Consider the following 14,411-nt stretch of genomic DNA (forward strand, 5'->3'; position numbering starts at 1 on the left):
GGGTGGGCCGGCGAGCGAAAGGCCGCCCCTCTCGGGACGACCCTTCCATTGTCATCCGAACGCGGGCAGCTCAGGCGAGCCGGACCCCCGCGGTGGAGGTCATTCTCAGAGATTCTGCCGCGCGGCATGTGACAATGAGACATCAGACCACTTCCTCCGACGCGCCCGCGTCTTCTCAGCCCGGCGGCGGTGCGGCGCCCTGCGAATCCAGGCTATGTTCCTTCACCAGCCGCAGCGCGTCGCGGTGCGAGCAGACCCATAGCACCAGCGTCTCGCCCTCGTCCGATCCGGTGAGCACATGTCTCGACCGGCTGTCGAAATAGACGCTGTCGCCGCTCGCCAAGACCAAGGGTTCGTAAAGCTCAGTGTGGAGAGTCGCCTCGCCCTTGATCACATAGATGAATTCCTCGCCTTCATGCGCGGTGAGGTCGCTGGACTGGACCTTCGCGCCCGGCTTGATGACCGTCAGCAGCGGCAGGAATTCCTTGTTGGAGACGTCGGCCGCTAACGCCTCATAGATGTAGCGCGGCGTCTCGAGCTTCGCGCCAGTGCCCTTGCGGGTGATACCGCGCCGACCGGTCGAGCTGTTGCGGACATTGGGACGGAACAGTTCGGCGACATCGACGCCGAGTCCGATCGACAGGCTGAGGAGCGTATCGTAGCCGGGCGACAGCTGGCCGCTCTCGACCTTCGATATCGTCGAAGTGGAAAGGTCACCGCGTTCGGCGACTTCGCGCAAGGTCAGCCCGGCCTGGGTACGGAGCGCCCGCACGACATTGCCGATGCTCGACGTCGCCGCGCCGCGGCTGGGCGTTTCGGACGGAAGGGATTTCGGACTGGCCACGCTGCCTCGCAATCATGAAATTCGGTTTGTCGAACCGCCCGCCGAACCGTTCGTCCGAGCAGCCTCAAGATTCTCCGCCACACTCTTCACCCGGCACGATCGTCGCGAGGCCTTGTGAGACTGCATTGACAATCATACACAAAAGTTTCCAGTCCGAAAACATTCGTGCTTGAATCCCAAATGCACCACCCCGTCGCACCAGACAAGGAAAGACGGCGCTATCATGTCCGATGTGATCGAAATCTCTTATATTAATGCCTTCACCCGCCGGGCCGGCGGGGGGAATCCCGCTGCGGTCTGCCGACTCGACGCCTGGGGACCCGACGCGCGGCTGCGCGCGATCGCGACGACGGCAGGCCCATCGGTCACCGCCTTTGTCCTGCCCGACGTAGATGGCGTCTATCCGCTGCGGTGGTTCACGCGGGGAGGCCGCGAGGTCGACAGCTTCTGTGGCCATGCGACCTTCGCCGCGGCCCATCTCCTGTCGCTCGAACACCAGGCGGCCGATGGTTTTGATCTGCGGTCGCCGACCGGACAATATCGCATCGGCCGCGAGGGCGCGTTGCTGACGATGGCGGCGCCGCGCTGGCGCGTCACGGACGCCGAACTGCCGCCGGAGCTGGCCGAGTCTCTGGAGGTGCTGCCGCAGCATTGCGCGCGGTCGGACCGCGACTGGCTGGTCCGCTACGACTCGATCGAGACGGTCCGCGACCTGGCGCCGCGCTTCGACGTAATGAAGCGGCTCGGCGATGTCGGCATCATTGCCATGGCCAGGGCCGACGACAAACTCGCCTTCCGCTTTTTCTGTCCCGGCTTCAGCATCGGCGAGAACGAGGATCCCGCGACGGGCTCGGCGTTGAGTAGCCTGATTCCCTATTGGCACCCACGCCTCCATTGGGGCCTCTACTCGGTGACCCAGCCTTCCGCGCGTGGCGGGGAGTTCGCGTGTTGGCTGAGAGGGGACGAGATCGTCGTCGGCGCGCCGTCGGTGCTCTCGCACCGAGGGTCGGTAACCGTCGCGCCCGCCGGCGGGCAAGCGCGCACGGGCGGATTATAAGAAAGTTTCGTATAATACTTGTATTTTCCAATCATACATATATTCGTCACAAACTGCGCCGGTCCTGAAGCCGGTGATCAGGGAGAATGAACATGGGGTGGTTGGGGAAACCGGAAAAATGGCGGTTCATTGCGACCGCGATGATGGCGGGGTCTTCGCTGGCCGCGATGTCCGCCGCGCACGCCCAGGACAAGCCCCAGGGCCAGACGGCCGCCAGCGCCGATCCGCAACCCTATTCCGACGATATCGTGGTGACCGCACAGAAGCGCGAGGAGCGCCTGCTCTCGGTGCCGGTGCCGGTGACGGCGGTGTCGGCCGACCGGCTGCTGAGCGAAGGCCGCACCCGCATCGAGGATTATTTCTCGCAGGTCCCCGGGCTCAGCCTGCTGGCGTCGGGCAGCGGGCAGAACACGCTGGCGATCCGCGGCATCTCGACCAGCTCGTCGACGAATCCGACCGTCGGCATCGTCATCGACGACGTGCCCTTCGGCGCGAGCAGCGTCACCTCCTATTCGTCGCGGCTAATCCCCGATCTCGACCCGTCCGACCTTGCGCGCATCGAAGTGCTGCGCGGGCCGCAGGGCACGCTCTACGGCGCGAGCAGCATGGGCGGCCTGCTCAAATATGTAACGGTCGCGCCCTCGACCGCGGGCGTGTCCGGCCGGGTACAGGCCAATATCGAGCAGATCGACGGCGGCGGCCTCGGCTATGGCGCGCGCGCGGCGCTCAACCTGCCGCTCGGCGACGACATTGCCCTCAGGGTGAGTGGCTTCGGCCGCCGCACCGCCGGGTTCGTCGACAATCTCACTACCGGCGAAGACAATGTCGACCGGTCGCGCAGCTTTGGTGGGCGGGCGGCGTTGCTGTGGCAGATCGCCGACAACGTCTCCTGGACCGTGTCCGCGCTGGCGCAGGATACCAAGGGCAATGGCGCCAACAATGTCGACGTCGCCAATATTTCTGTGCTGAACGCGCCGCTGACCCAGACCCGGATGCCGGGCACCGGCCAGTATCGCAGCAAGGTCACCCTGGTCACGTCGAACCTGCAGATCGACTGGGGAGACACCAGCCTCGTCATCAGCTCGGGCTATAATCGCAGCGTCTACCGCTCGATGGCCGACTCCAGCCCGGCCTATGGCCCGATCGCCGCGCAGATCGTCGGCGTGTCGGGGGCGACCTTCGCGGTGGACTACAATACCGAGAAACTGACCCAGGAAATCCGCGTCGAGCGCAAGTTCGGCGAACATGCCGATCTGACCCTGGGGGGCTATTTCGGCAACGAACGGACGCATGGCGCGCAGATCATCGACGCGCGGGTGGCGAGCACCGGCAGCTTCTTCGCCAATCTCGCGACGATCAAGTCGCAGACCAAGCTCGACGAACTGGCGGGCTTCGGCACCTTGACCCTGCATTTCGGGCGGTTCAGCCTGCAGGGCGGCGGGCGTTACGCCCGCAACGAGCAATCCTATCCGCGCGACGCGCGCGGGCCGTTGATCGGCAACGGCTTCAGCAATGTCCATTCCGAGAGCGGGCTGTTCAGCTATCTGATCTCGCCGCAGTTCAACATCACCGACAAGGTGATGCTCTATGGCCGGGTGGCGACCGGCTATCGGATCGGCGGGCCCAACCCCAATGCCGCGGCGGGCGCGCCGGCGAGCTACGCGCCGGACAAGACGACCAATTACGAGCTGGGGCTGAAGGGCACCTTCTTCGATCGCCTCGCGACGGTCGACGCCTCATTGTTCCATATCGACTGGAACAACATCCAGCTGTCGCTGAGCAATCCGCTCAATGGCCTGACCTATTTCACCAACGGTCCGCGCGCCAAGAGCGAGGGCGCGGAACTGGCCTTGACCCTGGCGCCCGGCGGCGGCCTCACGGTGGCGGCGACCGGCACCTACAATGTCGCCGAGCTGACCACGAACCTGCCGGCCGGCGGCGGCTACGGCCTGGACGGCGACCGCCTTCCCTTCAGCAGCCGCTATGCCGGCTCGGTCTCGGCCGATGAAAGGTTCGCGATCGGCGGCAGCGCGCAAGCCTTTGTCGGCGCGACGCTGACCTATGTCGGCAAGCGCTATGGCGACTTCCAGCGCACCGCCGCGCTGGTCCGGACCGTGATGCCGGCCTATACCACGGTCGATCTGCGCGCGGGGGTGGACGTGGACAAATGGTCGCTCAGTCTCTTCGCGTCGAACGTCGGCGACAAGCGCGGGATCATCGGCGGCACCACCAACGGGCTCCAGCAGACCCCGACCGGCCCGTTCAACTATATCTATATCCGGCCAAGGACATTCGGTGTTTCCGTGGCAAAACGCTTCTGATGCCGGCGCGGGCACGGCCGGGATCCGCCGGCGGCGCCCGGCCCGTCGCCACGGGCCTCGAGAACAGGATGGCCGGACGATGCGATATCAGCCTGCACGGAATCGCCCGGCACTCGCCCGGTCCGTTGCTCCTTTAGGGACAATGCGCGCGTGACAGTCTCCCCCGCCCCGTCGATCCCGCTCAGCGCCCGTCTCGGCTGGGCGATCGGCGAGTTCGCCATTGCCGGGCACATGGCGATCATCTCGATCTATCTGCTCTACTACCTCACCGACGTGCACCATTTCCCGGGGGCGCTGGCCGGCACGCTGATCTTCGTGCCGCGCTTGTGGAACGTCATCACCGATCCGCTGATGGGCGGCCTGTCGGACCGGGTGAAGAGCCGCTGGGGGCGGCGGCGCCCCTTCCTGTTCGCCGGCGCGATCCTGTGGGGCGGCGCCTATGTCGCGATGTTCTGGATTCCGGCCGACTGGAGCCTGAGCCACAAGGCGATCTGGTTCCTGGTCTCCTTCCTCGCGGTCAATACCGGCCTCAGCCTCTATCACGTCCCCTATTCGGCGATGCTCCCCGAAATGACCCGCGATGCGAGTCTGAGGATCAAGCTCAGCGCGCTCAAGGAGATCGCGGCGCGGCTGGCCGTGCTGATCGCGGTGCTCGCCAGCCCGCTGATCGCGTCGGCGGCGCCGGACGCGCTGACCGGCCATCGCTGGGTCGGCCTCGCGGCCGGCCTGTTCATCTTCGTATCGGGCCTGACCGCCTTCTTCACCACCGCCAAGGCGCCGTCGGTCGCCTTCCAGCCGCAGACGCTGAGCCTGGGAGAGCAATGGCGCACCTTCCGCGCCAATCGTCCGCTGTTCCGCCTGTCGGGGGCCTATCTGTTCGCCTGCGCGTGCGACGCCTTTTACAGCGCGCTGATGATCTATTTCCTGACCGTCTCGCTGCGCGCGGACGGCCGGCTGGTCGGCGCCTTCTACCCCATAGGCTCGCTGACCGCGATGGCGATGACCGCACTCTGGGCCTGGTACGGCGTGCGGGTCGGGCGCAAGCGGGGGGCCGAGATCGCGTTCGGCGCGGCCGCCGCGATCTTCTGCTGCGCGCTGTTCCTGCCCTCGAGCAACGTCTTCTGGATGATCCCGTTCATGGTCGCGCTGGGCGCGGCGATGGCGGGTGTCTTCCTGTTCCCCAGCTCGATCGCGCCGGACGCGGCGGAATATGACGAGGCGATCAGCGGCCAGCGGCGCGAGGGCGCCATTTTCGGCGCGTGGATCTTTACCCAGCAGACCGGCATGGCGCTCGGCTCGCTGATGACCGGGATATTCCTCGACCTGGTCGGCTATGATCCGACGGTGACGACGGCCGTTCCGCCCCATGTCGCCGACGGCATCCGGCTCGGATTTGCGCTGCTGCCCGCCGCGCTGCTGCTCATCGGATTCCTCTTCCTGCGCGGCGTGACGATCGGCGGCCGCGCCTCTGCCGTGCGGCCCGACATCGCGCTTGCCCAGCCCGCTGCGCTTTCCGCGCCGGCGGCGACAACCCCTAAAGGTGCCCTTTGATCCAGCTCACCGACCAGCAGGTTCGCGCCGCGCTCGATTGGCGCGCCCTCGCCGCCCGGATCGAGGACATGGTCGCGCGCGACGAAGTCGATTGCGCGCCGCGCGCCGCCTATGACCTGCCCGGCTCGGGCACCTTGCTGCTGATGCCAGCCTGGCGGGATTCGTCGGTGATCGGCCTGAAGACGGTGACGGTCTGGCCCGACAACCATTTGTTCAACCAGGCCTCGCACAGCGCCACCTATATGCTGATGGACGCACGCTCGGGGGTCCTGCTGGCGGTGATGGAAGCGCATGAACTGACCGTGCGCCGGACCGCCGCCGTCTCGGCGATCGCGACCCGGCGGCTGATGCGGCCCGATGCGCGCCAGCTGCTGGTGATCGGCACCGGACCGGTCGCCGCGGCGTTGATCGACGCCTATGCCGCGCTGCTGCCGTTCGACCGGGTGCAGCTCTACGGGCGCGATCCCGCCAAGGCGGCGGCGCTCGCGGCCGCCGCGCGCGATCGCGGCCTGGCGTGCGAGGCGGTCGCCGATCTCGAGACCGCCGCGCGCGCGGCCGATGTGATTTCGATGGCGACGAGCGCGCAAGCGCCGCTGCTGCGCGGCGACTGGCTGCGTCACGGCACCCATGTCGATCTGGTGGGCAGCTTCACGCCGGCGATGCGCGAGGCCGACGATCGGGTGATGGCGCGCGCCACCGTCTGGGTCGACACGCTTGCCGCGTTCGACGCCTGCGGCGACCTGCTCGACCCGATCGCCAGCGGCGCGCTCGACCGCGACCGGCTGGGCGGCACGCTACGCGACCTGATCGTGCGGCCGCCGGCACGTCCCGATGAGGCGATCACCGTATTCAAGGCGGTCGGCTATGCCGTCCCCGATTTCGCCGCCGCGCAATGCGCATTGGACGCAGCGACCCCGGTCGCGCGCCCGGCGGCACATCTGACCGAGGGGGTATAAGATGCGCGTGCGGAACCTTGTCCTGACCGGCGCCCTGCTCGCCGGCGCGGCGTCCCTCCTTCCGGCTGCGGCCCCTGGAGCGGCAGCACAGGCGGTCCCCGCTCCGCGCGATGCGGCGGACGATGCGCTGCCGAGCGCGGTCGAGGCGCAGGCGGTCACCACGCACCGCATCGCGATCGGCGGCAAGACGCTCGCTTACAAGGCGATCGCCGGCACGCTCACGCTGCGCGACGATGCCGGCAAGCCCAAGGCGAGCATGTTCTACGTCGCCTATGTCCGCGACCCCCTAGACCCGCGCCGCCCCCTGACCTTCTTCTACAATGGCGGCCCGGGCTCTTCCTCGCTGTGGCTGCACATGGCCTCGTTCGGGCCGCGTCGCGTGATGCTGAACACGCCCAATCCGGCTGCCGGCGCCCCCAGTCGCCTGGTCGACAACGAGGCGACCTTGCTGCCCGAATCGGACCTCGTCTTTCTCGACGCGATCCATACCGGCTTTTCGCGTCCGCTGGGCGAGAGCGGCGCGGACGCCTTCCTCTCGGCCGATGCCGATATCGACATCTTCACCCGCGGCATCGAGCGTTTCCTGACGGTCCAGAACCGGTGGAACGCACCGGTCTACCTGCTCGGCGAATCCTACGGCACCAGCCGCTCGGCCGGGGTGGCCAATCTCCTCCAGAAGCATGGCGTGCAGCTCAGCGGCGTGATCCAGCTCGGCACGATCCTCGATATCGCGCGCGAGCTGACCCATGGCGACCGGTCCTTCATGACCGCCGTCCCGACCCTTGCCGCGACCGCGGCCTATCACGGCGTCACCCATCCGCCGGGCGACCGCGACGCCTATCTACGCGAGGTCGCGGCCTGGGTCGAAGGGCCCTATTCGCAGGCGCTCGCCAAGGGCAACACGATCGGCGACGACGAGAAGCAGGCCATCGCCCGCCAGCTGGCCGCTTATATCGGGCTCGATCCGGCCTTCGTCCTGCGCGAGAATCTGAGGATCAGCCATGCGGCGTTCCGGCGCGAGCTGCTGCGTCCCAGCGGCAAGATCGTCGGCGAGATCGACACGCGCTTTTCGGCTGCGGTCGGCACGGCCGGCAACGACGCATCGCTCGATCCCTCCTGGACCGGCATCTTCCGCCCGATGGTCTCGCTGTGGAACGACTATGTCCGCAACGAGCTCAAGTTCGACACCGGGCCGAGCTATCGCCGCGCCTATTCCGGCGCCTTCGAGAAATTCGACTTCCGGCGCGGCAACGGCGCCGGCTGGGGCAATTACGGCAAAGACCTTGCCGAGGCGATGATCGAGAACCCGAAGTTGAAAATCCTCTCGATCAACGGTCTCTACGATCTGTCGACGGTCTATTACGGCGCCGATTACGACTATCGCCATCTCGCCATTCCGCCCGCGCTGCGCGGGAACATCGCCTATCTCTATTACCCCTCGGGTCACATGCTCTATATCGACGACCAGGTTCGCCGGGACATGGTCCGCGATATCCGTCCCTTCTATGCGCAATGACCCCGAGCAGGCGCCCGCCGGGTCGCGCGCGGCCGTCCCCTCCAGCCGAAAGACGCGGATGACCAGGACCCTGGCCTTTGGATCGCATTGCAGCGCGACGCTCGCCGCGGTGCTGCTGCTCGGCCTCGCCGCGCCGGGCTTGGCGCTCGCGCAGGCCGCACCGCCGGCCAAGCCCACGCCGCCGACCACGCCCGCTTATGTCACGCGCGAGAGCGACACGCGCCTCAGCCTCGCCGACCTGCCCGCCCCGCGCCAGTTCGTCACCCGGCATGAGCAGGTCATCGGCGGCCGCAGGATCGCCTACAAGGCGACCGCGGAAGAGTTGTACATCACCAATGGCGAAGGCGAACCGGTCGCCAGCTTTTTCAACTTCAGCTATGTCGACGAGGGCACGGCGGCCACCCAGCGGCCGGTCATCTTCGTGTTCAACGGCGGACCCGGCTCGGCCTCCCTGTGGCTGCACCTCGGCGTGCTCGGGCCGACCCGCATGGTCTTCGACCGCGACGTCGACCCCCGCAACATCCCGCCGTTCCGGACCGCGCCCAACCCGGACAGCCTGCTCGACGTCGCCGATCTCGTCTTCATCGATCCCGTCGGCACCGGCTTCAGCCGCGCGCTCGGACGGGCCAAGCAGGCCGATTTCAACGGCGTCGACGCCGATGCAGACAGCGTGGCGCGCTTCATCGAGGCGTGGCTCACCAAATATGGCCGCTGGAGCTCGCCGAAGTTCGTCATGGGCGAAAGCTATGGCGCAAGCCGTGCCGCGATCCTGCCGCGCGCCTTGCTCGGCGGCGTCAACTATGCCGGCTCGCTGCGCGGCATCACGCTCGACGGCATCATCCTGGTCGGCGGCGACATCAACGGCGGCGCGAACGTCCCCGCGACCGATCCCGAGACGCGGGTCCGCGGCGTCGGCGCGCTGATCCCGGGCATGGCGGTCACCGCGCGCTATCACGGGCTGGTCGCCCCGCTCGGCGCCACCGTCGCCGACCATTATGCCGCGGTCGAACGCTTCGTGCGCGACACGTTCGTGCCCGCCGCCTTGCGGTTCGAAGCGGGCACGCTCCCGCCGGCCGAGGCGCAGGCGCTGGCCGACAAGCTGGCCGCCTATACCGGCGTGCCGGCCAAGACCTGGCTCGAGCGCAAGTTCGCGATCTCGCAGCCCGATTACGGCGCGCTGGCGTTGGCCGCCGGCGGCCGACGGATCGGGCTGTACGACAGCCGCTACACCTTGCCGGCGGCCGGCGATGGCGGCGATTTCGTCGCCGACGATCCCGCGATGACGCAATATACCCCGCCGATGGTCGGCGCCTTCCAGGATGTGCTGCGCAACGACCTCAAGGTCCGGATGGACGTGCCGTACAAGACCATCAACTGGGAAGGCGTCTTCAACCATTGGGACCGCCGCCGGGCCGGTGTGACGCCGACCCAGACCGCCGCCGACGACCTGCGCATCGCGATGCGCCGGCAGCCGCGACTGCGCGTCCTGTTCATGAGCGGCCTGTACGACATGCTGGCGACGCCGATGGGCTTTGAAAGCGCGATCGTGCGCAGCTACCTGCCGCGGGACCGGGTGACCGCCCGGCGCTATGAATCGGGCCACATGTCCTATCTCGGCGGGACCGCCAAGGCCTTTGCCGGCGACGTGCGCGCCTTCGTACGCACCACCCTGTCGGCATCGGCCGACCAGCCCGCCCCCCAAGCCAAATGATTGGATCGAGGATGACCCGGACCGGCCTGATTGCCCGCTTATGCGTCGTTGCGCTGGCGACGGCGACCCCCGCCGCCGCCCAGATCGCGCCGCCCCCGCTGGTGCCGCTGGTGATGACCGCGGAGCCCGGCCCGCGCCGCTTCGTCGCGCAGCACCGGGCCGTGGTGAACGGCAAGAAGCTCGCCTATCGCAGCGAGGTTTCCGAGACGATCGTGCGCGAGAAGGCCGGCGGCAAGGCGGCCGCCAGCCTGGTCGCGATCGCCTATCTTGCCGACGGCGTCCGCGACCCGGCCAAGCGTCCCGTCATCTTCGCCTTCAATGGCGGGCCGGGCGGCGCCTCCGGGTTCGTGAACCTGCTGGCGCTCGGCCCGCAGGCCTGCGCCCGCCCGGCGGCCTGCCAGCTGGCGCCCAATCCGAACTCGCCGCTCGACGCGGCCGATCTCGTCTTCGTCGATCCGCCCGACACCGGATACAGCCACATCCTGCCCGGCGTGGACCGCCAGCAGTTCCTGTCGATCGACGGCGATTCCGCCGCGCTGACCGCGCAGGCGATCAGCTGGCTGCGCGACCATGGCCGGCTCGACTCGCCCGTCTATCTGCTCGGCGAAAGCTATGGCACGATGCGCGTGGTCGCGATGGCGCGCGACCTAAGGCGCAGCGCGCCGTCGGTCCGCGTCGCGGGGCTGATGCTGGCCGGGAACAGCCTGGGCTATTTCCAGAAGGGCCAGATGCCCGACATCCTCTACACCGCCAACGCGCTGCCGATGATGGCGTCGATCGCCTGGTATCATGGCCGTATCGACAACCGCACGCAGAGCTGGACCGAGGCCGTGGACAAGGCCCGGTTGTTCGCGCGGACCAACTATATCGCGGCGCTGATGCAGGGGCGCGAACTGGCGGCCGGCGAGAAGCGCGCGATCATGGACGCGCTGCCTGCGATCACCGGGATCGACCGGTCCTATTTCGAGAAGAACGACACCATCGTCGTCGACGATTTCAACAAGCGCCTGCTCGAGGACAAGGGACTGGTGCTCGACTCCTATGACGGTCGCGAGACGCACCCGGCCGGCTACAAGGACGATTTCTCCATGATGGCGTTGTTCGGGGCGTCGCTCGACCGCTATGCGGCCGAGCAGCTGCAGTCCCCGGGCCTGGGCCCCTATCTCGCCTTCAACCTGAAACTCTATCCCACCTGGAACTATTATACGAGCGGAGCGATGGCGCTCGACCGCACGCTCGCCGAGGAAATGCGGGGGAGCGACCGCCTGCGCGTGCTGCTGGTCCAGGGCAAATATGATACCATGACGACGCTGGGGAACAGCGAATATATCATGCGGCAAACCAATGTCGTGCCGCAGCGCTACGCGGTCGCCTACTATGAGGGCGGCCATATGCTCAGCCCGACGACGGAATTCATGAACCGGCTGCGCGCCTTCGTCACCCCCTGAGACCCTCGATCAGGGGACAGGCGCGTAGCGCGCCCATCACGCCGATCGACCTGGAGGCCGGCAGGAGCGCCGCGGCGGTCCTGCCGGCTATGCGCTGCTACGCCTTGGCCATGGCGTTCATCGGAACAGAATGGATCTCCGACGTCACCCTCGAGGTAACGGTGGGGGGAACCGGCATCCCGCCCGCATCGCTCCTACGCCGTTCGCCAAAGCCTGAAGAGGCCATAGCGCGCAAGACTCGAGCAAAGGTGCGGGTAGCCATGCGCGATCGCCCGCAAGGGCGTCGTATCGACTGGTCATGGCAGGCCATGACGCCCCGCATTGCGCCTGCGCGGCGGCGGGAGGACCTCGTGCCCCTAGACCGGCAAGGCGGTGGTATATTTCGTCATCGACAGCGCGAAATGCGACGACGCGCCGGCGACCGAGCTGTGGGCAAGCAAGGTCTGCATCAGGAAGTCGTTATAGTCGGCAACGTCGGCGACGACGATCCGCAGCAGATAGTCCCAATCCCCCGACATCGAGAAGCACTCGATGATTTCGGGCCGGCTGTCGACGAACTGCTCGAACGCTTGCCGCGCCTCGACCGCATGGCTGCGCATGCGGATGTTGCACAGCACATTGACGCCGCGGCCGACCGCCACCGGGTCGACCAGTCGTACCGTGCGACGCAGCACGCCTGCGGTTTCCAGCGCCTTGACCCGTCGCCAGCACGATGCCGATGACGCGCCGACACGGTCGGCCAGGTCCGCATGACTGAGCGTCGCGTCCTCCTGGAGCAGCGTCACGATTCGCGTGTCGACGGCATCTAGAGGATGAGAATATTTCATTTTCTTCTCTTATGGTTGAAAATCGTTTCTTTTTTATGCCGAAAAATCGAAAGAAAGATAGGCATTATCCACTGAAGTGATGCGATCATACATCGCATGGCACACGCAGACCTTACCCGCCCCGATGGGACCGCCGAAGACTGGACCATTCCACAGGACTGGACTGCCTATACGGCCGAGGAGCATGCGACCTGGGACAGGCTGTTCGAGCGCCAGGCAAGGATGCTGCCCGGACGCGTGACCCCCGAATTCATGGAGGGGCTCGACGTGCTGCGCCTGACCAAGCCCGGCATTCCCGATTTCGAAGAATTGTCGGAACGGCTGATGAAGGCGACCGGATGGCAGGTCGTCGCGGTGCCGGGGCTGGTCCCCGACGATGTGTTCTTCGAACATCTCGCCAATCGCCGCTTCGTCGCCGGCAGTTTCATCCGCACGCCCGGGCAGCTCGACTATCTGCAGGAGCCGGACGTCTTTCACGACGTATTCGGCCATGTCCCGCTGCTCGCGCATCCGGTCTTCGCCGATTATATGCAGGCTTACGGCATCGGCGGACAGCGCGCCGCCAAGCTCGGCGCGATCGAGCGGCTGTCGCGGCTCTATTGGTACACGGTCGAGTTCGGGCTGGTGCGCTCCGGCAATGAGCGCAAGCTCTACGGCGCCGGCATCGTCTCCTCCTACACCGAATCGGTTTTCGCGCTGGACGATCCATCGCCCAATCGCATCGGCTTCGATCTCAAGCGGCTGATGCGCACCAAATATCGGATCGACGATTTCCAGCAGAATTATTTCGTCATCGACAGTTTCGAGGACCTGCTCGACCAGACGCTCAATACCGATTTCGAGCCGCTCTATGCCGCCTTGGAAGACGAGCCCGATATCGAGATCGAAGCAATCCTGCCTACCGACCTCGTCTATACCAGAGGCACCCAAGCTTATGCCCGCGCGAAGGCAGCCGAATGACGCTCCTGCTCGACGAGCCGTCAGCGGCAGCCTTGTTCGACGGGCTGGATCGCCAGCCGCCCGACGCGCTGCTTGCGGTGATCGGGATGCATCGTGCCGATCCGCGCGCCGACAAGATCGACGTGGGCGTCGGTGTCTACCGCGATGCCGCCGGCACGACGCCGGTGATGCGGGCGGTCAAGGCGGCCGAGGCGCGGCTGCTCGCGGGACAGGACAGCAAGAGCTATCTCGGCGCCGAGGGCGACCAGCATTATACCGACCTGCTCGCCACGGTCGCGCTCGGGCCCGGGCTGGCGACGGATCCGCGGATCACCGGCATCCAGACTCCGGGAGGCACCGGTGCGCTGCGGCTGGCCGCGGAACTGATCGCGCGGTCGGGCAAGGCGCCGACCATTTGGGTAGGCACGCCGACCTGGCCCAACCATGGACCGATCTTTCGCGAGGCCGGCCTGACGGTCCGCACCCATGCGTATTTCGATGCCGTACGCTCCGACCTCGATTTCGACGCCTTTGTCGCGGGCCTGGCCGAGGCCAAGGCGGGCGACGTGGTGCTGCTGCACGGCTGCTGCCACAACCCGACCGGCACGGCCTTCACCACCGAGCAATGGCATGCGCTGGCGGCGCTGGCCGCGGGTCGCGGGCTCATTCCGCTGATCGACCTCGCCTATCAGGGGCTGGGGCGCGGACTGGACGAGGACGCGGCGGGGATGCGCGCGATACTCGCGGCGGTGCCCGAGGCGCTGCTCGCCTATAGCTGCGACAAGAATTTCGCGCTCTATCGCGAACGGGTGGGCGCTTTGTGGGTGCAGGCCGCCACACCGGCGGCCGTGGTTCCGGTCCGTGAGACGATCCTGGTCCTGGCACGCAGCCTTTGGTCGATGCCGCCCGATCACGGCGCGGCGGTCGTGCGCCTGATCCTCGAAGATGCCGATCTCGCCAGCGACTGGCGCGCCGAACTTGCCGAGATGTGCATGCGGATCAACGGCCTGCGTACGGCGCTCGGCGACGCGCATCCGTCGCTCGCCCTGCTCGCGCGCCAGCAGGGGCTGTTCGCGCTGCTGCCCATCGACCGCGACGCTGTCGCCATGCTGCGCGCGCAGCACGGCATCTACATGCCCGACGCGGGCCGCATCAACATCGCCGGGCTGCGCGCCGAGACTGTCGCGCCGTTCGTCGCCGCGCTCTCGCCCCATCTTCCGCACCGTTGAAAAGGCAAGACC

11 protein-coding genes are annotated in these 14,411 nt (G+C 67.1%); 9 read left to right on the forward strand and 2 right to left on the reverse strand.

Annotated elements, in window-relative coordinates:
- Positions 1-175: 175 nt before the first annotated feature.
- Positions 176-844: a helix-turn-helix domain-containing protein gene (locus tag OK349_RS04190; RefSeq protein WP_265116563.1), complete on the reverse strand. Its 669-nt coding sequence runs from the start codon at positions 842-844 to the stop codon at positions 176-178.
- Positions 845-1,067: 223 nt separating this feature from the next.
- On the opposite strand from OK349_RS04190, the gene OK349_RS04195 reads away from it, so the two are divergent.
- From OK349_RS04195 to OK349_RS04225, 7 genes are all read left to right on the forward strand, one after another.
- Positions 1,068-1,901, forward strand: coding sequence for a PhzF family phenazine biosynthesis protein (locus OK349_RS04195; protein ID WP_265116564.1), 834 nt, complete (start codon positions 1,068-1,070; stop codon positions 1,899-1,901).
- Between the two features lie 140 nt (positions 1,902-2,041).
- A complete protein-coding gene (locus OK349_RS04200) occupies positions 2,042-4,222 on the forward strand; it encodes a TonB-dependent receptor (RefSeq protein ID WP_265116565.1) in 2,181 nt (726 codons plus the stop codon).
- A gap of 150 nt (positions 4,223-4,372) precedes the next feature.
- Entirely contained in the window at positions 4,373-5,773 is a 1,401-nt protein-coding gene (locus OK349_RS04205; protein WP_265116566.1) for an MFS transporter, read from the forward strand.
- The gene (locus OK349_RS04210) at positions 5,770-6,729 is read left to right on the forward strand and encodes an ornithine cyclodeaminase family protein (RefSeq protein WP_265116567.1); all 960 of its coding nucleotides are present in this window, start codon (positions 5,770-5,772) and stop codon (positions 6,727-6,729) included. Before OK349_RS04205 ends, OK349_RS04210 begins: the two co-directional genes overlap by 4 nt.
- A gap of 7 nt (positions 6,730-6,736) precedes the next feature.
- On the forward strand, positions 6,737-8,245 hold the full coding sequence (locus OK349_RS04215) for a S10 family peptidase (RefSeq protein ID WP_265116568.1): 1,509 nt from the start codon (positions 6,737-6,739) through the stop codon (positions 8,243-8,245).
- A 58-nt stretch (positions 8,246-8,303) separates the two neighbouring features.
- Positions 8,304-9,956, forward strand: coding sequence for a S10 family peptidase (locus OK349_RS04220; protein WP_265116569.1), 1,653 nt, complete (start codon positions 8,304-8,306; stop codon positions 9,954-9,956).
- An 11-nt stretch (positions 9,957-9,967) separates the two neighbouring features.
- Complete coding sequence (locus OK349_RS04225; RefSeq protein WP_265116570.1) at positions 9,968-11,404, forward strand: alpha/beta fold hydrolase; 1,437 nt, start codon at positions 9,968-9,970, stop codon at positions 11,402-11,404.
- 356 nt (positions 11,405-11,760) lie between these two features.
- Here OK349_RS04225 and OK349_RS04230 read toward each other — a convergent pair whose 3' ends face one another.
- Positions 11,761-12,231: an Lrp/AsnC family transcriptional regulator gene (locus OK349_RS04230; RefSeq protein WP_265116571.1), complete on the reverse strand. Its 471-nt coding sequence runs from the start codon at positions 12,229-12,231 to the stop codon at positions 11,761-11,763.
- A gap of 96 nt (positions 12,232-12,327) precedes the next feature.
- Here OK349_RS04230 and phhA point away from each other — a divergent pair, with 96 nt between their 5' ends.
- Both phhA and OK349_RS04240 read left to right on the forward strand, forming a co-directional pair.
- The gene (gene phhA, locus OK349_RS04235; protein ID WP_265116572.1) at positions 12,328-13,191 is read left to right on the forward strand and encodes a phenylalanine 4-monooxygenase; all 864 of its coding nucleotides are present in this window, start codon (positions 12,328-12,330) and stop codon (positions 13,189-13,191) included.
- A complete protein-coding gene (locus OK349_RS04240; protein ID WP_301531111.1) occupies positions 13,188-14,399 on the forward strand; it encodes an aromatic amino acid transaminase in 1,212 nt (403 codons plus the stop codon). The genes phhA and OK349_RS04240 overlap by 4 nt, the downstream gene beginning before the upstream one ends.
- The last annotated feature ends 12 nt before the right edge of the window (positions 14,400-14,411 follow it).

Origin of the sequence: Sphingomonas sp. BT-65 (assembly GCF_026107375.2) — a bacterium.
Classification (GTDB): domain Bacteria; phylum Pseudomonadota; class Alphaproteobacteria; order Sphingomonadales; family Sphingomonadaceae; genus Sphingomonas.